Source organism: Gammaproteobacteria bacterium (assembly GCA_009845905.1).
GTDB lineage: Bacteria > Pseudomonadota > Gammaproteobacteria > Steroidobacterales > Foliamicaceae > Foliamicus.
On record VXYS01000004.1, the window covers coordinates 606,272 to 627,113 of the forward strand.

General features: G+C 67.2%; 16 protein-coding genes. 4 read left to right on the plus strand and 12 right to left on the minus strand.

Annotated elements, in window-relative coordinates:
* The first annotated feature begins 31 nt into the window (after positions 1–31).
* Positions 32–820 carry an outer membrane protein assembly factor BamD gene (locus tag F4036_04185; GenBank protein ID MYK36942.1) on the plus strand — a complete coding sequence of 263 codons (789 nt, stop codon included), beginning with the start codon at positions 32–34 and terminating at the stop codon, positions 818–820.
* Between the two features lie 53 nt (positions 821–873).
* Here the strand turns inward: F4036_04185 and F4036_04190 are convergent, their stop codons facing one another.
* Together F4036_04190 and F4036_04195 are read right to left on the minus strand one after the other, a co-directional pair.
* Positions 874–1,548 carry a hypothetical protein gene (locus F4036_04190; GenBank protein ID MYK36943.1) on the minus strand — a complete coding sequence of 225 codons (675 nt, stop codon included), beginning with the start codon at positions 1,546–1,548 and terminating at the stop codon, positions 874–876.
* Between the two features lie 24 nt (positions 1,549–1,572).
* A complete protein-coding gene (locus F4036_04195; GenBank protein ID MYK36944.1) occupies positions 1,573–2,556 on the minus strand; it encodes an RluA family pseudouridine synthase in 984 nt (327 codons plus the stop codon).
* A 271-nt stretch (positions 2,557–2,827) separates the two neighbouring features.
* On the opposite strand from F4036_04195, the gene F4036_04200 reads away from it, so the two are divergent.
* A complete protein-coding gene (locus tag F4036_04200) occupies positions 2,828–4,846 on the plus strand; it encodes an Rne/Rng family ribonuclease (GenBank protein ID MYK36945.1) in 2,019 nt (672 codons plus the stop codon).
* 181 nt (positions 4,847–5,027) lie between these two features.
* On the opposite strand, the gene F4036_04205 is transcribed toward F4036_04200, so the two are convergent.
* From F4036_04205 to F4036_04240, 8 genes are read right to left on the minus strand one after another with little or no spacing between them, the layout of a single operon-like run.
* Entirely contained in the window at positions 5,028–5,663 is a 636-nt protein-coding gene (locus F4036_04205) for a hypothetical protein (protein MYK36946.1), read from the minus strand.
* A 38-nt stretch (positions 5,664–5,701) separates the two neighbouring features.
* Positions 5,702–6,439, minus strand: a complete 738-nt coding sequence (kdsB, locus tag F4036_04210) for a 3-deoxy-manno-octulosonate cytidylyltransferase (protein MYK36947.1) — start codon at positions 6,437–6,439, stop codon at positions 5,702–5,704.
* A 15-nt stretch (positions 6,440–6,454) separates the two neighbouring features.
* Entirely contained in the window at positions 6,455–7,441 is a 987-nt protein-coding gene (locus tag F4036_04215; protein ID MYK36948.1) for a tetraacyldisaccharide 4'-kinase, read from the minus strand.
* Entirely contained in the window at positions 7,431–9,185 is a 1,755-nt protein-coding gene (gene msbA, locus F4036_04220) for a lipid A export permease/ATP-binding protein MsbA (protein MYK36949.1), read from the minus strand. The genes F4036_04215 and msbA overlap by 11 nt, the downstream gene beginning before the upstream one ends.
* A gap of 9 nt (positions 9,186–9,194) precedes the next feature.
* Positions 9,195–11,552, minus strand: a complete 2,358-nt coding sequence (locus F4036_04225; GenBank protein MYK36950.1) for a DNA internalization-related competence protein ComEC/Rec2 — start codon at positions 11,550–11,552, stop codon at positions 9,195–9,197.
* A 19-nt stretch (positions 11,553–11,571) separates the two neighbouring features.
* Complete coding sequence (locus tag F4036_04230; GenBank protein MYK36951.1) at positions 11,572–12,423, minus strand: ATP-binding cassette domain-containing protein; 852 nt, start codon at positions 12,421–12,423, stop codon at positions 11,572–11,574.
* The gene (locus F4036_04235) at positions 12,281–13,522 is read right to left on the minus strand and encodes an FtsX-like permease family protein (protein MYK36952.1); all 1,242 of its coding nucleotides are present in this window, start codon (positions 13,520–13,522) and stop codon (positions 12,281–12,283) included. The genes F4036_04230 and F4036_04235 overlap by 143 nt, the downstream gene beginning before the upstream one ends.
* A 5-nt stretch (positions 13,523–13,527) precedes the next feature.
* Positions 13,528–14,829 carry an FtsX-like permease family protein gene (locus F4036_04240; protein MYK36953.1) on the minus strand — a complete coding sequence of 434 codons (1,302 nt, stop codon included), beginning with the start codon at positions 14,827–14,829 and terminating at the stop codon, positions 13,528–13,530.
* Between F4036_04240 and mfd the strand changes: the two genes are divergently transcribed.
* Both mfd and F4036_04250 read left to right on the plus strand, forming a co-directional pair.
* Positions 14,696–18,361, plus strand: coding sequence for a transcription-repair coupling factor (mfd, locus tag F4036_04245; GenBank protein ID MYK36954.1), 3,666 nt, complete (start codon positions 14,696–14,698; stop codon positions 18,359–18,361). The two genes, F4036_04240 and mfd, sit on opposite strands and share 134 nt — an antisense overlap.
* The gene (locus F4036_04250; GenBank protein ID MYK36955.1) at positions 18,234–19,013 is read left to right on the plus strand and encodes a hypothetical protein; all 780 of its coding nucleotides are present in this window, start codon (positions 18,234–18,236) and stop codon (positions 19,011–19,013) included. The genes mfd and F4036_04250 overlap by 128 nt, the downstream gene beginning before the upstream one ends.
* Before the next feature lie 130 nt (positions 19,014–19,143).
* Here F4036_04250 and F4036_04255 read toward each other — a convergent pair whose 3' ends face one another.
* Together F4036_04255 and nagZ are read right to left on the minus strand one after the other, a co-directional pair.
* The gene (locus F4036_04255; protein ID MYK36956.1) at positions 19,144–19,914 is read right to left on the minus strand and encodes an S-methyl-5'-thioinosine phosphorylase; all 771 of its coding nucleotides are present in this window, start codon (positions 19,912–19,914) and stop codon (positions 19,144–19,146) included.
* Positions 19,911–20,837 (minus strand): beta-N-acetylhexosaminidase, encoded by a 927-nt coding sequence (gene nagZ, locus F4036_04260; GenBank protein MYK36957.1) that lies wholly within the window; start codon positions 20,835–20,837, stop codon positions 19,911–19,913. The genes F4036_04255 and nagZ overlap by 4 nt, the downstream gene beginning before the upstream one ends.
* Positions 20,838–20,842: the final 5 nt, after the last annotated feature.

Consider the following 20,842-nt stretch of genomic DNA (forward strand, 5'->3'; position numbering starts at 1 on the left):
GTTCGTACCGCGATAGTTCTTGCGCACCGAAATGATCACAACTCGCAACCTCGCCGGGATTCTGCTCGTGGCGGCGGCCTGTGCCGCGCTGGCCGGTTGCGGTCGCGGCGACGAGCGCGACGAGTTGTCGGCGGCCAACGTGCTCTACGAACGCGGGCATGCGGCGCTGGAAGGCGGCGACTTCCGCAAGGCCCTGCGTTTCCTCGGCACACTCAAGGCGCGCTTTCCGTTCAACCCGCAAACGCGCCAGGCGCAACTGGAGATCATCTACTGCCACTATCGGCTGAACGATCAGGACAGCGCGGTGGAGGCGGCGCGCGAGTTCGAGCGCGAGAACCCGCGCCATCCGAACGTCGATTACGCCATCTACATGCGCGGCCTGGCCCTTTTTGCGCGCCAGCCCGGACGCTTCGGACGCCTGTTCCGGATCGACTACTCCCGGCGTCCCGTCCTGAGCGCCGGCGAATCGTTCGACGCCTTCACGCAATTGACGACGCGATATCCCGACAGCGAATACGCCGCGGACGCCCGGCGCCGCATGGTTTACCTGCGCAACCGCATGGCCCGATACGAGAATCATGTCGCCGACTATTACCTCCGCCGGGGAGCCTGGATCGCGGCCGCGAACCGCGCGCGGTTCGCGATCGACAACTACCATGGCTCGCCCGAAATCGCCGGTTCGCTCAAGATCCTGGTCAAGGCGTACCGGAGGATCGGGCTGGATGAGCTGGCGACGGACGCCGAGCAGATGCTCGCCACGAACTTTCCGGGCGAGCAGGTCGATGACGAGCAGCGGCGGCGGCGCTTTTTCTTCTTTTAGCGTAAGGAAGGGGTCCCGCCTTCGTGGAGGGCGAGACGCCCTCATCCCTATGTTCAGTCGTCCAACGGTATCAGCGCGGCGATCCGCTTGATGCGTCCCTGCTTGCCCGGCGGGCCCAGCGTGATGCACGCCGCGGTCGGGCGCTCGATTTCATACTCGCCGACCGAATAACGCGCGTAGCGGCGGCGCATCACGTCTTCGCACAGCAGCAGCCGGTACTCGCGTTCCAGGTGGCTGAAGCGCACCCGCACAACGTGCTCGTCGGACACCGGGCGCCGCGTCACGTCCACGATGTAGCGGTCGAGTTCGATCAGTACCAGCGACGAATCCAGTTCCATGGCCTCCGGCGCCAGCACGCGGTCGTAGGAACCGGCCTTGGTCGAGGTCTTGTCCGACCACAACTCCAGGGGCGAAGAGCACAGATCGCCCAGGAGCTCCCGGGGGTAGGTTCCGACCTTGCGCCAGCGAGGGCGCTCGGCGACAAGAAGATTCTCGTTCTGCGGAGGCTTTGGCGCAGCGGCTTCGACAGGCGCCATGAAAATATCCAGCGGGCGGGCCGGGGACTTGTTGCGGTAACGCACGGCGTTGAGCGACAACGCTCGCCCCTTTCCCGCGCCATGAAGACGCGCCCAGGAGCCCAGTATTTCGCCGTCGAAATGCATCGCGGCCACCCGGAAGCCGCCTTCGGCTTCGTAGCGCGCAAGGCAGAGAAATTGCTTTATTTCCAACGCAGATCCCAAAAGCGCGGCATTTTATGTTTTTCGGGCCGGCGCGCCAAACTCCGGGGGACCGAGGCGCGCCAGAACGGTACGCAGCTCGTCCGGCATGGGCGCATGCAGGCGCACTGTCCGCAAGGTGAGCGGATGACGCAATTCCAGCCCGGATGCATGCAAAAACAGCCGCTTGAGGCCGAGTGACCGATCGGGCCCGCTCCGGGTCTGGCCGTAGCGGTCGTCGCCGAGCACCGGGTGGCCGATGGCGGCGGCGTGAACGCGGATCTGGTGGGTGCGACCCGTAACCGGCACGGCGCGCACCAGCGTGGCCTCCCGCCACTCCTGGCGAGGCATGAACCGGGTCTGCGCCGGCTGGCCCGACCCTGCCCGGACCCTCCGCTCGGAACCCGTGCTGTGCGATCGGTCCAGGGGCAGGTCAATCCGGCGCTCCCTGCCCTTCAGACGCCCGGCCAGCAGGGCGATATAGGTCTTGCGGACCTCGTTCGCGCGAAAAGCCCTGTGCAGGGCGTGCAGGGCACGGGGTTTCCTGGCCAGCAGCAGGCAGCCGCTGGTCCCCCGGTCCAGCCGGTGCGCCAATTGCAGAAAGCCATCGCGGGGGCGGGCGGCGCGGAGCAACTCAACCGCCCCGAGGTTGACGGATCCCCCCGCGTGCACGGCCAGCCCGGCCGGTTTGTCAAGAACCAGAAGACCCTCGTCCTCGTACAGCACGCGCTGCTCTATCCACCGCGCCCGCGACGCCACGGGCGGCGGGGGCCGCCGCTGAAGAAACGGCGGCAGTCGAACCTCGTCGCCCGCGCGCAGGCGGTGGCCCGAGGACTTCCGGCCCCGGTTCACCCGCACCTCGCCGCGCCGTATCATCCGATGCACCCGCGCCAGTCGCATGCGCTTGAGGCGTCCCGCCAGAAAGTTGTCCAGGCGCCGTCCGGCATCGTCTCCGGAAACGATAAGAACGTTGTCTTTTATCGGCAAATGGCGATGCCCCCAGGGTATTAGGCCATGCATGGCCGGATGGCGGGCCGTGCTATATTATGCGTCGGCGCTGCTGACACGCGCCCGCGCAAACGTTTGCGCAATCGGCAGGACTGACCTGCCGGACCTGTTTCCCATTGCGGCGGAGGAACGCCGGTCTTTCCGGATGAATTTCAAGGACCCGAACGTGCACCTGACGTTTTCCTGATGAATTACCTCTACATGCTCTGCTGCCTGCGCCCCCAAGGGTGGGCGCCGGGCACGGCTGCGGCGTGGCTCCGCCCGAACACGGACGAGATTCACAATGAAAAGAATGCTTGTAAACGCCACCCAGCACGAAGAGGTGCGCGTTGCCCTGGTCGATGGGCAAGAACTCTATGACCTTGCCATCGAACACAGGGAAAAGGAAGAAAAGAAGGGCAATATCTACAAGGGGCGCATCGCGCGCATAGAACCCAGCCTCGAGGCTGCCTTTGTGGATTTCGGCGCGGAGCGCCACGGGTTTCTCCCTCTGGAAGACATATCCCGCGAGTACTTCCTGCGTACTCCGGAGCCCGGCAAGCCGCTGAACATCGCCGAGCTGGTGGACGAAGGCCAGCAGCTCGTGGTGCAGGTGGAGAAAGACGAGAGGGACAACAAGGGCGCGGCCCTCAGCACCCACGTTTCGCTGGCCGGCCGCTACCTGGTGCTGAACGCCAATAATCCGCGCGGCGGCGGCGTATCCCGCCAGGTGCGCGGCGAGGATCGCCAGGCCGTGCAGCAGAGGCTCGGGAAGCTCAATATTCCCAAGGGGATGAGCGTCATCATCCGCACTCAGGGGCATGATCGGAGCACCGAGGAACTGCAGTGGGACCTCGACAACCAGTTGCGGATCTGGGAGGCCATCAAGCTGGCCGTGCTGGATCGTGACGGCCCGTTCCTGGTGGTGCAGGAATCCAGCGTGATCCTGCGGGCGGTGCGCGACTACCTGTCCGACTCCATCGGCGAGGTCGTGGTGGACGACGACGAGGCCTACGAGAGCATTCGCAGCTTCATGAAGCACACCATGCCGCACTTCCTCAACCGGCTGCGGCGCCATGAAGGCGACGGCCCCCTGTTCAACCGCTACCAGATCGAGAGCCAGATCGACTCGGCGTACCGGCGCCGGGTAAACCTGCCTTCCGGCGGCCAGATCATCATCGACCAGCCGGAGGCGGGCATCTGCGTAGACGTCAACTCCGCGCGCGCCACGTCCGCCGACGATATCGAACAGACCGCGCTGCAGACCAACCTCGAGGCCGCGGACCAGATCGCCCGCCAATGCCGCATCCGCGATCTGTCGGGACTCATCATGATCGACTTCATCGACATGCGTTCCTCCGGCGCCAACCGACAAGTGGAGGAACGGCTGCGCCAGGCCACGCGCAACGAACCGGCGAGAATCCAGATCGGGCAGATTTCGCGCTTCGGCATCCTCGAAATGTCGCGCCAGCGCCTGCGCACTTCGCTGGTCGACGCGACCCACGAGACCTGCCCAAGGTGCGGCGGCACCGGGCGAATCCGGGGCGTGGAGTCGCTTGGGCTGCACGTCCTGCGGATGATCAGCGAGGAAGCGGGCAAGGAACGCACTTCCAAGGTAGTCGCCGAGTTACCCCTGGTTGTCGCGAATTTCCTGCTTAACGAAAAGCGGTCCGTGCTCTCGCAGATCGAGGACGTGTTCAAGGTCAGCGTGGTGCTGGTGGCCAACTCCGCCATGGAGACACCGGAATTCGCGTTGCGCCGTGTTCGGGGCAAGGACGAAGACGAAGACACGCCGAGTTACGAAATGACGACGGTGAAGGCGCCGCCGCCTGCGCTGCTGACGCCCAGCAGCCCCAAGCCGCCCGAGAAACCGGCCGTGGAACGAACGCTGCCGGATACCGCGCCACCGGAGCGCAAGGCCAGGGCCGCGAAAAAGCAAAAGGACAGGAAGAAGCCGAAGGCGGGTTTCTTCGCGCGGCTCTTCGGTCTGGACAAGAAGAAGAAGAAAAAAGCGGACGCCGGGAAAAAGAGGCAAAAGTCCCACCCGCCCAAACGGACGCGTTCCAGGCATCCATCGAAGGGCAAAAGCGGCGGCAGGGGAAGAAAACCGGGCGACTCCAGGAAAAAAGGCGGGCAAAGGCCTAAAGCGGAGTCCCGGCCCAAGGGCCAGCAGAAGCAGAATAAGGGAGACGGCAAGGCAAAAGCCCAGCCGACACCGGCTGCGGCAAAGAAGGATGGCGAAGGACCAGGCGGTCAGGCACCGCGCCGCAGACGGCGCAGGCGGCGCAGAAGGCCGGCGGCGGACGCGCAGCCGCCCTCCTGATCAGGCGCTCAGCGGGAAAGCGTTCCCGGGGAAGCCTTCCTCATGCCCAACCTTTTGGGGAGCGTTGGAGCAGGGACAGCGAGAATCGAGCCAGGATGGCTTCTCCCCAAAAGGTTGGGCATGAGGAAGGCGAGGTACGGCAGAGCCCGTCTCGAGGGCGAGACGCCCTCGTTCCCAGGCCCTAGTCGACTTCGGCGGTCAGCCAGCCGTCGGGCTGCCAGTGCGAAACGCGCATCTCCACGCCTATGGCTTCGGCGTATCCGAGCAGCCGCGGCCGGGTCCAGTTCTCGTGAATCCACTCCTCGGTCAGATCGAACTGTCCGATCCTGTGAGTGGCTGCAAGCACGCGGGCGAACGGTGAGCGCCAGCGGCGCATTCCGGGACCGGACTCCGTTTCCAGGCACAACTGGTAGTGGCAGGCCGTGCGGTCAAAGATGCCGATCAGGGCAATCTCGGCTTGCCCGGACTTCTCGACCAGACCCTTCATGATGTTGGTCAGCGGCTTCATCGTCCTGATGTCGTGGGCCACGTATTCTTCCATCAATCCGTGGTCCTTGGCGAACTGCATGGCCTGAAGCCGCGCCTTGATCAGGGCGTCGTTGATTTCGTGCGCGTAGGGTTTCGTGTTCTTGAGGGTCTTGAGCACCACCGCCATAGACTTTCCGAATTCCTCCTCACGGCCTTCGACGCCGGTTTCGACGCCGGTCCAGGCTTGCGGCGGAGGACCGCCCGCTACTCCGGGCGGAGGCCCGCCGGCGGCCGCAGGCCGGGCGCCGGGCAGGGTTGCGGTTTCTTTGCGCAATGCTTGAACGCTCATGGAATCCCTCGCTGGGTGGTTGGTGGCAGGGGAAAATATTATACGGAGCGCAGGATCCGTTCCACTTTGCGCACGTCTTCGGGCGTGTCCACTTCCGGTCCCGGCGGCGGGTCCACGACTTCCACGCCTATGCTCATGCCGAGCCACAGGGCCCGAAGCTGCTCCAGGCCCTCGCTGAGTTCCGGCTCGCAGGGTGGCTCGGCCGTAAGCCGCCGGAGAACGCGAACGCGGTAGGCGTACAGGCCGGTATGACGCAGAAAGCGGGGATCGCCGGCCCTGGCCGGGTGGCTGCCGGGAATCGGCGCGCGGCTGAAATACAGGGCCCTTCCGGCCGCATTCAGAACCACCTTGACCACATTGGGGTTGGCGGCCTCGTCAGCGTCGGGCAGCGGCGAAGCCAGCGTGGCCAGATCGTCGTGAAGCGCCCTGGCGACCACGGCGCGAATATGCGCGGGATCAACCAGCGGCGCATCGCCCTGGAGGTTGACGACCACGTCGTCAGGCCCGAACCCGAGTTGCTCGGCCACCTCCGCCACCCGGTCCGATCCCGAGGCGTGATCATCACGGGTCAGACAGGCCCGGCCGCCGAAATTTTCCACGCAGGAGGCCACACGCTCATCGTCGGTGGCGACCACGACGGTTTTCGCCCCGCCCTCGCCGGCACGGCGCCACACGTGCTCGACCAGGGACCGGCCCGCCAGCGGTGTCAGGGGCTTGCCGGGCAAGCGGGCGGACGCGTAACGCGCGGGAATGACGATATGAAAGACGGCTGTCATCAGGGCCTGTTTACACTAGTCCTTGTCAAGCAAAGCGAGAACCCTGCGGAGGAGTCGCTCGCGGGAGCTTGCGGGCATGTAAACCCTTGCGGGAGTCCACCACAGATCGCCTCCCGCAGTGTCCGGGTACTTTACGGCGTCCTTGGCCGTCATGATCACCGGCAAATCACGTTTCAGCAGCGATTCCAGGGAAACCCGGCCGTGGTCCGGTGCCCGGACCGGCTCCACATCAAGACCACAAACCCGTAGCGCCGCATGAAAGCGTTGCGGCACGCCGACGCCCGCCAGCGCCAGGACCCGCCGGCCGGCGAATGCCGTCAACGGCCGCTCCCGGGCGCCGTCCAGCCGCACCGCGCGGTCGATCCGCAATTCGAATTTCAGCCCGGGGAACTCGCTTTGCATGCCCTGGACCAGAACTTCATCCACTTCCCTGAGACGCCGGGAGGACTCGCGCAACGGACCGGCGGGGAGCCGAAGACCGTTTCCCAGGCCACGGTCACCGTCGACGACGCAAATCTCCATGTCCCGCGCCATGCGATAGTGCTGCAGTCCGTCGTCCGACAGCACGATCTCCGCGCCTTCCGCTACCGCCCGGCGGGCCGCGCCGGCCCTGTCGATGCTGACCCAGACCGGGCATTCGGCCTGCTTCGCCAGCATGACTGGCTCATCGCCGACCTCGCCGGCGTCGGAAAGCGGCGTGACGCGCACCGGAGTGTTCTGCCTGCGTCCCCCATAGCCGCGGCTTACGATGGCCGGTTTGCAGCCGGCCTCCGCCAGTGCTTGCGCGAGCCAACCCGTAATCGGCGTCTTGCCGGTTCCGCCCACGCTGATATTGCCCACGATCACTACCGGGGCGCCCGCCGAAAAGGAACGCGCCCAGCCCTTGCGGTAGGCGGTCCGCCGCATGGCGGCGGCGGCGGCGAACAGGCCGGCCGCCGGGCGGAGCAAGGCGCTGAGCCAGCCGCGCCGCTCCCACGCCTCAAGTACCGTGTCAGCTGGCATTCCCGCCGTTTCGGAATTGCAGCCGGTGCAGGCTGGCGTAATGGCCGCCTTTCGCAAGCAGTTCCGCGTGCGGCCCCGCCTCCACGATTCGGCCCCGCTCCAGGACCACGATGCGATCCGCGTGTTCCACCGTGCTTAGCCGATGGGCGATGACCAGCGTGGTGCGGCCGCGCATCAGCCGGTCCAGGGCTACCTGCACGTGACGCTCCGAGCGGCTGTCCAGCGCCGAGGTGGCCTCGTCGAGAATCAGGACCGGGGCGTCCTTGAGCAGGGCCCGGGCGATGGCCACACGCTGCCGCTCCCCGCCGGACAGGCTCAGCCCGCCTTCGCCCACCAGCGCGTCCAGGCCGTGGCGCCTGGATTCCACGAACTCCATGACGTGGGCGGCCCGGGCCGCCGCTTCCACCGCGTCCGTGCCGGCGCCGGACAGCGAGCCGTAGGCAATGTTGTTCGCCAGCGTGTCGTTGAAAAGCATGACGTCCTGCGTCACCAGCGCGATCTGCGCACGCAGGGCCGGCAGCGGCCAATCGTTCAGGGGGCGTCCGTCCAGCCGCAGTTCTCCGGCATCCGGCTCGAAGAAACGCGGAATCAGGCTCACCAGGGTGGACTTGCCGCTGCCCGATCGCCCAACGATCGCCACCCTCTCGCCGGGCTCGATCCTGAGCGTCACATCGCGCAGTGCCGCCGCGCCCTCGCGGTCATACGAAAACGACACTCGGACGAATTCCAGTTCGCCCCGGGCGCGCTCTCCGGTCGGCCCAGCCGGCGTCGCGGCGTCATCGGACTCCACCGCGCTGTCCAGCAGGCCGAATACCGACTCCGCGGCCGCCAGTCCCCGCTGCAGCGAGGCATTGACGTTGGTGAGGTGCTTGAGCGGCGTCATCAGCAACAGCATCGCCGCCATGAAGCCGGTGAACTTCTCCACCTCGAGCCCGTCGGTCACGGAATACTGCGCGACGAACCAGGCTACCGAGGCAACGCCCACGGCGGCCAGCAGCATCGTGACGCCGTCGCCGCCGGCGCGCGCCATGATCAGCTTGAGATGAAGCCGCTTGTTGCTTTCGTTGGCGCTGGCGAAGCGTTCGCTCTCCCGCCGCGCGCCCCCGAACACCTTGATTATGCGGAGCCCGCGCAGGGCCTCATCGGTGATCCGCGAGACTTCGCCCATGTTTTCCTGGATCCGGCTGCTGTAGCGGCGGAAGTGCCGCGACAGCACCCGTGCCGTCAGTGCGATCAGCGGCGCCACGACGAGCACCACCGCGGACAGTCCGGCGCTGGCGTAGACCATGTAGGCAATCAGCCCGAGCACAGTGAGGCTGTCGCGAACGATGGTCGTGATGACCGTCGAGGCCGCGTCCGCCACCTGCTCGGCGTCGTAGAGCATGCGCGAGAGCAACTGCGCGCGCGGTCGCTTTTCCACCGCCCGAACGGGCATGTGCAGGAACCGCTCGAACAGCATGGCCCTAAGTTGCCCCACCACCGAGCGGCCGATCCTCCCCAGTTGATGCGCCGAAACGAACCCGGAAACGCCGCGTATCAGAAACAGGCCCAGCACGCCGGCCGGCAACCATCGCGCCCAGGGACCCCCATCGTTGACCAGCAGTCCCGTCAGCCGTTCGACGGCAATCGCGAACCCGATCTCGGTCAATGCGAATACGGCCATGGCCAGGACCGCGAGCAGAAAGCCGCGCCAGTACGGAACGGCCAGCGCTCCCAGGCGCCTCATCGGGGTTTCGGGCTGCATGTTCCGAGTTTACCCGGCGCCGGGAAGTTGCGAGTCATTTACAGCCGGTGCGGGATAGGTCCAGAGCCGCGCCTTGTCGCGGCGCCATTCCGTCGCAAGTTCCAGCGAATTTCCGCCGCGCGATTCGAATCGCAGCGCGCCGCTCGCACCCGTGTTCCACTGCCGGGCGCCTGCGCCGGTCCAGCGCGCGACCACCGTATCCCTGGGGAATCCCCAGCGATTGAAGAATCCGGTGGAATGCGCCACCAGGCGTGGGCGCACGGCCTGCACGAACCGGCTTGAGGAGGAGCTTGAACTGCCGTGATGCGGTGAAAGGACCAGGTCGAAGGGTCCGTCAAGCGCCCTGCCGACCAACCGGGACTCGCCGCGGGATTCCAGGTCGCCCGGCAGCAGCACCCGCACGCCCGGCGCCTCGACGACCAGGACGCAGGAATCGTCGTTCCCCCGCGATCCCGAGCCCGTGTCGGGGTTCAGAGCCCGGAACCGCACCGCACCGGCGGCCCACTGCACTCCGGTAACGCAGCGCCGGTAGCGGTCCGTTTCCAGTCCGTAAAGGGCCGGGGCGATCAGTTCCGCTTCGGGGTGCGCCTTGAGGACGCTCGCCGCTCCGCCCGCATGATCGCTGTCGCCGTGCGAGACCACCAGCGCGTCCAGGCGTCTTACGCCCAGCGAGCCTATGGCGGGCAGGACCACGCTGTCGCCCGCGTCACTGGAGGAGTACCGGGGGCCGGCGTCGTATAGCAGGTTGTATTCGGGCGCCTGCACCAGCACGGCCAGGCCCTGGCCCACATCCAGCACGGTGACCGCCAGTTCGGTCTGGTCGTGATTCCGGTCCATCCCCAGTACCGCCGGAACGAGCAGCAGCGGCGCGGCCCAGCGCGCCGGGGCCGGCCTGGGCGCCAGCAGCCATACGATCCCGGCAACGGCCAGGATGGCGGGCAGGAATCCGAAATCCGGCGGCGACCAAGCGGCCATATCCAGAACGGAAAGCTGCGACAGCATGGACATCAAGGCCGCGAGCAGGCCGGCGCCGTGGTCCAGCAGGAATACGCCGCCGGCAGGCCAGGCGACGCTCAACAGCAGGGCCGCCAGCAGCCCCGGCACGATCAGCAGGGAAAAGAGCGGAATCGCGATGAGGTTGATGGCCGCCCCGATCACCGAAACCTCGCCGAAAAAAACCAGAACCAGCGGCGCCAGTCCCAGGGAAATGCGCCACTGGGCCACGGCCAGCCGGCGTACCCTGGAGGATGCGGACGAAGCCCCCGGCCCGCCGGAACCGGCAGCCGGTTCGCGCAGTCCGAGTACGCTGAGCGCCAGAAGAGACACGGCGCCGAAACTCAACCAGAAGCCGGGCGAAAGCACCGCAAACGGATCGGGTACGAGGACCACGAGCAGGGCGGCGCCCAGGGCCGCGCCGAGTCCCCCGTAGCGCCGCAATTGCGTGAAAACCAGCACCGCCGTGATCATCGCCAGGCTGCGCAGCGTGGATACCGCAAAGCCGGCCAGTGCCGCGTAGCTCAGGGCCGCCAGGAACGATATTCCGGCTGCCACATGGCGCGCCCGAATCCCGCCGGACAGGTGTTGGGCGATACGGCCCAGAGCGGAACCCACCAGCCAGGCGAACCAGGCCACGACACCCACGTGCAGACCGGATATTGCAAACAGGTGCGCGGTCCCCGTCCGTCGCAGCGCCTCCCAGTCACCATCGGTCAGCAAATGCCGCGTTCCGGTGGTCAGGGCGATGACGTAGGGCAGTCCGGGATTGCCGTCAAGCCAGGCCCGCAACCGCTCCACGAGGCCGGCCCGGGCGCAGAGCAGCCGCGGGCCTGCTTCGCAGCCGGCCAGGCGATGCGGGGCGAGTTCATCGCGCACGTAGCCCGTTGCGCTCAGGTTCTCACGGAACGCCCACTGCTCGAAATCGAATCCGCCCGGGTTGAACAGCCCCCTGGGAGCGCGCACGCGAAGCTTGAAGCGCCAGGTTTCACCGGCCCGGGGCGGCTCGCGGCATTCGTACCAGGTCACCAGGATGCGCTCGAGCCGCGGACCCCGGTCCTCCGTATCGCCCACCCGGAGCCGAAAACGGCAGGTTCCATCGCCGACGCTCGGAAAGTCTTCGATCACCCCGGTCAGGATCCGGTCCACCCGGCCCGCGGAGTCCGGCATGCGCTGCTCCAGCCGCAGCCCGCCCAGAAAAAGGGCGACGGCGGCGCCCAGCAGCGCAACGCCGATGAGCCTGCCGCGCATGACCCATGCGGTCAGCGCCGCGATGGCCAGTATGACGGCGAAAAGATACGGATCGGGAGGCGGCGGAAGGACCAGGAACGCCAGGCAGACGCCGGCCAGCCACGCCATGCCCAGCCGCAACATCAGCAGCCGGGAACGGTGTTCAGTTGCCCGCTTCGGCCAGCCGGCCGTCGCGCAGGGCGAGGACCCGGTCCATGCGCCGGGCGCGCTTCATGTCATGGGTCACCACGACCAGCGCAGTCCCGGTGTCCCGATTCAGCTTCAGCAGGAGCTCGAACACCTGTTCGCCGGATTCTGGATCCAGGTTTCCGGTCGGTTCGTCGGCAAGCACGACCGACGGGCGGGTGATCAGCGCGCGCGCCACGGCCACGCGCTGACGCTCGCCCCCGGAGAGTTTTGCCGGACGATGCGTTAGCCGTTCGCCCAGCCCCACCTGCTCGAGCAACTTGCGCGCATTCGCCAAAGCCCCGGTTGTGTCCGACCGACGGATCAGCAGCGGCATCGCAACGTTCTCCACCGCGCTGAACTCGGGCAGCAGGTGATGAAACTGGTAAACGAAACCGATATGGCGGTTGCGCCGGCTTCCGCGTTCCGCGGGCCGCATGGCGCTGAAATTCCTGCCGTTCAGCTCGACCCAGCCGCGCGTGGGCGTGTCCAGGCCGCCCAGCAACTGAAGCAGCGTGGTCTTCCCGGAACCCGAGGCGCCCACGACCGCCAGGCGCTCGCCGGCGGCAATCTCGAGATCCACGCCGCGCAGCACCTCAAGTACCCGGCCCTGCTCGCGAAAATGCCTGACCAGCCCGTGACAGGACAGCGGCGGTGTGTGGGTTGCGGAATTCGTTTCGTTCACGTCAGGAGTCCAGGCGGGTGGCCCTTGCCGGGTCGGTGCGGGCGGCGCGCAGCGCCGGATAGACGGTTGCGATAAGGGACAGGAGCAAGGCCAGCGCGCACACCGCGATGACTTCGGGAACCAGGATCCGGCTGGGCATTTCATCCAGGCTGTAGCCCGGGCTGACGATGGTGGTTTGCAGAAACTGTTCGACAGCCGAAGTGAGCGGACCGGCCCACACGGCGAGCGGGATCCCCACGGCGAGCCCCAGCACGATGCCGAGCAGGCCCGCGAAACCCCCGTGCCCCGCGAACACCGCCATTACCGAGCGGGGCGTGGATCCGAGCGTTCTAAGGATGCCGATGTCCGGGGTTTTCTCGCGCACGATCATGACCAGTGTGGAGACAATGTTGAAAGCGGCGATCGCCGCAAGAAGCGTCAGAATGATAATGGTTATGCGCTTGGTCATCGCGATGGAATAGAAAAAGCTGGCGTGTTCCCAGGTCCAGTAGCGAACAAACAGATTCCCGGCCCTTTCGCCCGCGATTTCCGGCATCACGGCTTCCACCCGCCACGGGTCTTTGAGCATCACCCGCAGCCCGCTGGCGGCCTCGCCCAGGCCGAATAGCCGGCGCGCATCCTCGTAGTGCATCCAGGCGAGCGAGCGGTCGAAGTCGTTCATTCCGGCGTGAAAGACGCCCGCCACTTCAAGGCGGCGCATGCGCGGCGCGATCCCCGCCGGCGTGCTCCAGCCCTGCGGCACCTGCAGCAGAACATCGTCGCCCTCGCCCACGCCCAGGCGCCTCGCCAGTTCGCTGCCCAGCAAGATCCGCCACGAACCGGCCCCCAGCGTCTCGAGCGCCGTATCCCCGGTAAGACCGCCCAAAGCGCGGAAGGCCGCCTCATCGGGTGCGAAGCCCAGCAATTGCACGCCCGCAACGGCATCCGGCGTGCTCAGCACGCCCTGCCCGTCGATATACGGCGCCGCCGACTCGACTTCCGGGCGCATCAGGGCGGCGCCGCGCAGTTCGCGCCATTCGCCCAGTTCACCGGCCGGGCCGTGAAAGCTGCCGTGGGCCAGCACGCTGAGTATTCGCTCGCGCACGACCTGGTCGAAACCGTTCATGACCGACAGCACGACCACCAGCAGGGCCACCGCGGTCGCGACTCCCAGCATCGAGAGCATCGATACCAGCGAAACGAACCCCCCGCGACGATTCGCCCTGAGCTGCGCCGAAGCCATCCACAGTTCGAACGCGCGCATGGGGCCTACTCGTAGCGAAGGATGCTCGCCGGGTCCACCCGCGCCGCCTGCCGCGAGGGGTACCAGGACGCCAGCGTCGACAGCAGCAGCGCCAGCCCGGTCACCGTACCGACGAGCGTCGCGGTCAATTCGAAAGGCACTCCGGTGAGATAGAAGGACTCCGCGGGCAGGAAGTCGAACCCGAAGAGGTTTTCAAGGAACCGCATCGCGGCGTCCACGTTAAGCGTCAGCCAGACTCCCAGTGCGCCTCCCAGGCCCACCCCGACGATTCCCGCCAACAGGCCCTGCAGTGAGAAAACCGCCATGATGGTGGGCGTTCGGGCTCCGAGTGTGGCCAGAATGGCGATCTCGCTACGGCGTTCGTTAACCGACATGACCAGCGTTGCAACGATGTTGAACGCGGCCACCGCGATGATCGTGAACAGCAGCGCGCCCATGGCCAGGCGTTCCAGTTCCACCGTCCGGAACAGCGCCTCATGCTGCTGCATCCAGGAACGCGTCGTCAGGCCTTCGGCGCGGACCCGTTCGGAGCCTGCCGCCCAGGCTTCCACCGCGGCCGGCGTGTCATAGGGATCGCTGCCGCTGACCTGCAGCGCGCTGACCCGGCCTTCAAGGCCGGCGAGTTCCGACACGATCGACAGGCCCGCCAACGCCAGGCTGCTGTCCGGTCCGGCGTTGCCGGCTACGAACACCGCATTGACCGGAAGGTCCCGAAGGCTTGGCGCGGCGCCGTTGGGCCGGGGGATCAGCACCCGGACGGTATCGCCGACGCGCACGCCCAGCGTGTCCGCAAGGTAGCGTCCGAGCGCCAGCCCACCGGTTTTGCCGTGCAGTTCGGATAAGGATCCGGCGATGACGGACTGACCGTACGGGGCGGCCTGCATTGTGGGATCGGCGGCTATTCCCAATAACTGCACGCCGGCATAACGCCGCCTGGAGACCAGCAGGGCCTCCAGTTCCACCACCGGACCGACCCGTTGGACCCCGGGCAACGCCGCCAGTTCTTCCGCGGTCTCGCGCCAGTCGCCCAGTCCGTCCGCGGCGAGCACGCTCACTTGGGCGTCAAACCTGAGCAGCCGTTCGCGCAATTCAGCGGCGAATCCGTCCATTACCGAAATCACGACGATCAATGAGGCCACGCCCAGGGCCAGACCGATTACGGAAGCCAGGCCGATGAAGGAAACGAAGCGGTTGCGCGTGGGCGCACGCAGGTATCGCCAGGCGATGGCAAGTGCCAGGGGCCGGATCATCGCGACATTGTCCCACGAACCGCTTGCGCTTCGCGGCAAGCACAGGGCCGTTCGCATTCATAATGCGCGCCGTATGAACGACGAACGGGCCCCAGCTGCGGCTTTGTCGGCAATCCAGGCGATTGTCTGGCCGGACGGGCGCGATCCGGCGCTCCAACTGCACGGCGTCAGCGCAGGCGCGGCGCCGCTGGTCTGCGCCGGCCTGATTGACGCCGGCGCTTCGCCATGCGTGCTGGTCGTGACGCCCGAGCCGGGACGCGTGGAGCAATTCATGCAGCAGGTGGCGTGGTTGCGGGGACGCGGCGAGGGCATGGCGTTGCTGCCCGACCGGGAAACGCTCCCCTACGACCTGTTCAGCCCGCATCCCGAAATCACGTCGCGTCGCCTGGAAACGCTGTCCGGCCTGCTGGCTCACGAGGCTCCTCACACGGCGCGGGCACTGTTCGTCGCAGCGCCCACGCTGCTGGACCGCCTGCCGCCACGCGTGCAGCTTCGCCAGTGGCTTGGGGTCAGCTGCCGTACCGGGCAGGAACTGAATCCGGAAGACCTTCGCAGGAGACTCGAAGAAGCGGCCTATCTTCGCGTGCCGCTGGTCAATGAGCCGGGAGAATATGCGGTTCGCGGCGCGCTGCTGGACATTTTTCCCAGCGGCTCCCCGGCGCCGGTCCGGATCGAGTTCTTTGACCGGGAGGTCGAATCGATCCGACGGTTCAGCCCCGCCTCGCAACGCAGCACGGGAAAACTGGACTCGTTCAGCCTGTTGCCGGCGCGCGAACTGCCGCTGGATCCCGACAGCATCGACGCCTTCCGGGAGCGATTCCGGCGGCGGTTCCCGCAAAATCCGGCGCGGGCGGAGGTTTTCCGGAAACTGGGCGAGGGCGTGGCGCCGCAGGGGGCGGAGAATTACCTTCCGCTGTTCTTCGAGCGGACCGAAACCCTCTGGGACTACCTTCCGCCCGGCAGCGCGGTCGTCCTTCTCCCGGGCGCCGCAACCGCCCTGGAATCGGAGTGGGAAGCCATAACGGAACGTTACCGGCAGCGGGATGGCGACCTCGAACAACCCTGCCTGCCGCCGGAAGAACTCTTCGCGCCTCCGGACCTGCACAAGACCGCCGCGGCGGGTCTGCGCAGCATCGAATGTCGGCCCGAGTCACTGGCGGACATCGCCGTTCAGGACAAGGAGCAGGACGTCAGGGCGCGGCCGGCGCCGATGGTGCCTCTGACCCGCAGCGACGAGCACACTTCACTGGAAGCCTACGCGCAGGCGCCCGGCCGGCGCATCCTGCTGGCCGCGGAAACCGCCGGTCAACGCGAACTGGTTCGCGAGTTGCTGCGCGCCAGACGGCTCAAGGCGCAGGACGTTGCGTCCTGGGCCGATTTCCTGGCCTCCAATGCGCCGTTGTGCCTGGCCGAAAGCCCGCTGGATCACGGAATCGTGCTCCACGACAGGCTGACCGTGCTGACCGAGCGCGAACTGTTCGGTCGGCAACGCCCGTTTACCCGGCGCCGGCGGCGCGGGCAGCCGCCGCCCGAAGCCATTCTGCAAAGCCTGGCCGACCTTGTCCCGGGAGCGCCCGTGGTGCATGAAGACCATGGCATCGGCCGTTACGAGGGACTGCAGCACATGGACGCGGGAGGCGCGCCGGCCGAGTTCATGCGCGTCAGGTACGCAGGCGACGACCGCCTCTACGTGCCGGTGTCCGACATGCAACTGATTACCCGCTATACCGGAGGAAGCCCCGAGCACGCTCCGCTGCACCGGTTGGGCTCGGACGCCTGGGACCGGATCAAGCGGCGCGCGGAGCGCCAGTTGCGGGACGTCGCCGCCGAGCTGCTGCAAATGCAGGCGCGGCGCGCCGCGCGGACCATGCCGGCCATCGAGGCCCCACCTGCGGAGATGAGCGCTTTCACGGCCCGCTTCCCGTACCGGCTGACGCACGACCAGGAACGCGCCGTGGAGCAGGTGCTGGACGACCTCGCCGCCGGCCGGCCGATGGACCGGCTGATCTGCGGAGACGTGGGCTTCGGCAAGACCGAGGTGGCGCTGCGCGCGGCCTTTGCGGCCGTATTCCAGGGTCACCAGGTGGCGGTCCTGGCGCCCACCACGCTGCTGGTCGAGCAGCACTACCGCGTATTCAGCGACCGTTTCGCCGATTGGCCCGTCCGGGTCGAAATGCTGACCCGCTTCGGCTCCGGCCGCAGGAACGAGGAAGTGCGGGAGCGGCTTGCCGACGGGCGCGCGGACATCGTCGTCGGCTCCCACGGCCTTTTGAACGCGCGGGTGCGCTTCAAGCGGCCGGGACTGCTGGTCGTGGACGAGGAACACCGCTTCGGCGTGCGCCAGAAGGAACGCATCAAGAGCCTGCGGGCCGGCCTGCACGTGCTGACGCTCACCGCCACGCCCATTCCCCGAACGCTGAACATGTCCCTGGGCGGACTGCGCGATCTTTCCTTGATCACGACGCCGCCGCCCGCACGCATGGCGGTCAGGACCTTCGTCACGCCGTGGCGCAACAGCCTGATCCGCGAGGCCTGCGGGCGGGAACTGCGCCGCGGGGGCGCCGTTTTCTTCGTTCACAACCGGGTAAAGGACATCGACCGTATAGCGCGCGAAGTGCAGGCGCTGCTCGGCGACGTGCGGCTGGAAGTGGCCCACGGCCAATTGCCGGACGCCGAACTCCAGCGCGTGATGACCGACTTCTATCACCGGCGCTTCGACGTGCTGGTGTGCACCACCATCATCGAAAGTGGACTGGACATTCCCCACGCCAACACCATGCTGATCAATCGCGCGGACCGGCTGGGACTCGCCCAGTTGCACCAGTTGCGCGGCCGGGTAGGACGATCCCATCACCAGGCCTACGCCTACCTGATCCGCCCGCACGAAAAGGAGATGACCGCCGACGCGCACAAGCGCCTGGAGGCGATACAGGCGGCCGGCGAACTCGGCGCCGGTTTCCTGCTCGCCACCCACGACCTGGAGATCCGGGGCGCCGGTGAACTGCTGGGCGAAGAGCAGTCGGGGCAGATACAGCAGATCGGCTTCAGCCTCTACAACGACATGCTGAGCCGGGCCGTACAGGAGCTGCGCGACAGTCCCGCCGAGCGCCCGGGTGTCGCGGCGCAGCCGCGCGCGGACGTCGAACTGAATCTGGGCGCGCTGCTGCCCGAGGACTACATGCCCGACGTCAACCAGCGCCTGAGCTGGTACAAGCGCGTTTCCACCGCCGCGGACGCATCAAGCCTGAACGCGCTCATGGTCGAACTGGTGGACCGCTTCGGCCCGGCGCCCGATCAGGCGCTCAACCTCTTCCGGCAGGCGCGAATCCAGCAGCGCATGCGGGAGTTGGGCATACGGGTGCTGCAGGCCACGGACCGAGGCGGCGAGGCGGAGTTCTACAACGATACGCCGGTGGACCCCCTGCACCTCGCCGCCCTGGCCCGGCGGCAGCCGGAAGAATATGCGTTGCGGCCCCACGGCGCGCTCAGGTTCCGGGCCGATCTGTCCCGGCCCGAGCGGCGCTTTAGCTACGTGGAACGCCTCCTTGCATCGCTCGAAGAGGCCCGCGGATCCGAAACCGTACACTAGTGTCGTGCCTCGTCCCCTGCCGCATAGATCCCCTCTGTTGCCGATCGTCGCCCTGATTCAGTTCACGGCGTGCGTCCTGCTTGCCGGGCCCGTTCAGGCGCAGGATAACGACTTCCGGATCGCCCTGGAGATGATCGTGTTCCTGCAACTGGACCCGGAGGAAAGCACCGAGGACCTGATGCGTGCGTCCCCGGATCTGCCGCCGCCCGGGATCTGGCCCGCGCCGCTGGAACTGCCGGATTCCGGCCCCGCGACACCTGGGCCGCCGGCCGGGCTTCTGGCGCTGACCCGCGCGCAGTTCGCCCTGGACGGCATCTGGTTGTCGATGCGCCGCAGCGCCGGGTACCGGCCAATGGCGCACTTCGCCTGGGCCATGCCGGCGCATTGGACCGGCGAACCGATCCCGGTTCGGCTTTCCACGCTTGCGTCCGGACCGCTGCCCTTCAGCGGACTGGCGTCACTGGAGGAGGAACGGTTCGTGCATCTCGCGCTCGACCTGCGCATGCCCGCGGTTGAAGAGGGCGGCGGCGAGTATCGAATCCGGGAACGGCGCCGCCTTCTGCTGGGGGAAGTCCACTACTTCGACCATCCCCGGTTCGGAGTCATAGCACGCCTGTTCCGCTACCGTCCGCGTCCTGAAGCGGGTGACTGAGGGCTGACCGCTTCTTTGGGCGCTTCGATTTCGCGCCTTTGTGTGCCTCCTTCTCGCTGGAAGCGCCATCCTGGCTCGATTCTCGCTGTCCTGCTCCAACGTTCCCGCGAGAACGAGGCACACAAAGGCGCTACCGTGGGTGCGCGCGCGGTTCGGTGAGCCAGCGGAGCAGCAGTTCCCGGGCGCGCTCGAGGCCGGTATCCAGCCAGGCGGCGTGCTGTTCGATGATGCCGGCCGTTTCGCCCTCCCTGTTGCGGCCGGCCGCATAGTTGGTCACCAGTGACAGCGAAACGTAGGGTATGCCCAGTTCGCGCGCCAGCACCGCCTCCGGCATCAGGGTCATGCCCACCAGCGTGCATCCGTCCTGCTCCAGTCGGTCGATTTCCGCGGCGGTTTCCAGCCGTGGACCCTGCATGACTCCATAGACGCCCCGCAAAGTGCAGTCCGTGCCTTCGGCGGCCGCGACCAGGCCCTTGCGCATCTCCGCGTCGAAAGGGTTCGAGAACTCGACGAACGCGCTCTTGCCCGCGCCGTCCTGCGCGAAGCTGGTCTCGCGCGAGTGGGTGTAGTCGATCAGGTCATGCGGTATGACGACGGCGCCGGGGACGGCTTCCGCGACGATACCGCCCACCGAATGAATGCCCAGAATGCGCCTGGCGCTTGCCTCGGCCAGGGCCTTGAGGTTGGCGCGATAGTTGATCCGATGGGGCGCAATCGCATAGTCCGCGCCGTGCCTGTTCAGGTAGAGAACCGGAACCCGATTGAGTTGCCGAATCTCGATCGGGGCCGAGGGCGGACCATAGGGCTGATTTCCCGTCGGCGCCGTGCTTGTCGGCGGACCCATGCCCAGCCTCTCCGGTGGAGCACCGGAAATCAGCGCCAGCCCGTCAATCGCCATCAAGCGGCGCGGCGCAGGCGGGCGAGGCGGGCCGCGGAATTGGGGCGGTCCGCGTAGCGCCAGTCCTTCAGGAGTTCGCGCACGCCCTTGGGGTCGTTGCAGATCGGCAGCATGTCGCAACCGGCCTCCAGGGCGGCCTCCACGCGTTGTCCGAGATCGCCGGCCTGTCCCGCCCCATGCATGGAAAGATCGTCGGCAAAGATCGCCCCGGAAAAACCCATGCGCCGGCGCAGCTCTTCGCGCATCCATCGGCTCGAATAGCAGGGTGTGGGATCGTCCACCGCGGGATACTGCACATGCGCGGTCATGACCGCGCGCGCGCCGGCCGCGAACAGCCGCTCGAAGGGCAAGAGATCGGCAAGCAATGCGGAGTAGTCCCGCTCGTCCACCGGCATCTCGACGTGGGAATCGGCCGCCACCCAGCCGTGGCCCGGAAAGTGCTTGGCCACGCAGGCCATGCCGGCGGAGGCGGCGCCCCGTACAAGGGCCGAGCCGAGAATCGACACGACTTCGGGATCGCCGTGCAGGGCGCGGTCGCCGATCACGTCGCTCCTGCCGTGGTCCACGTCCACGACCGGCGCAAAGCTGAAATCGATGCCGACCGCATCCAGTTCCAGCGCCAGCAAGCGGCCGCGGGCGCGGGCCATTTCCAGGGCCCGGCCGGGATCGGAATCGTGCACCTCGCCGAGAATGCGGGCCGGCGGCAGGGCCGAAAAGCCCGATCGCATGCGCTGGACCCGGCCGCCCTCCTGGTCGATGGCGACGAGCACCGGACGCCCGGCGGCGGATCGAATGGCGGCAACCAGGCTGCGCACCTGGCCCGGGTGCTGGTAGTTGCGGCTGAACAGGATGACGCCGCCGACCGCGCGGTGGCGAAGCAGCTGCGCCTCGGCCGCTGAAAGGGCCAGGCCCTCGAGATCGATCATGAGCG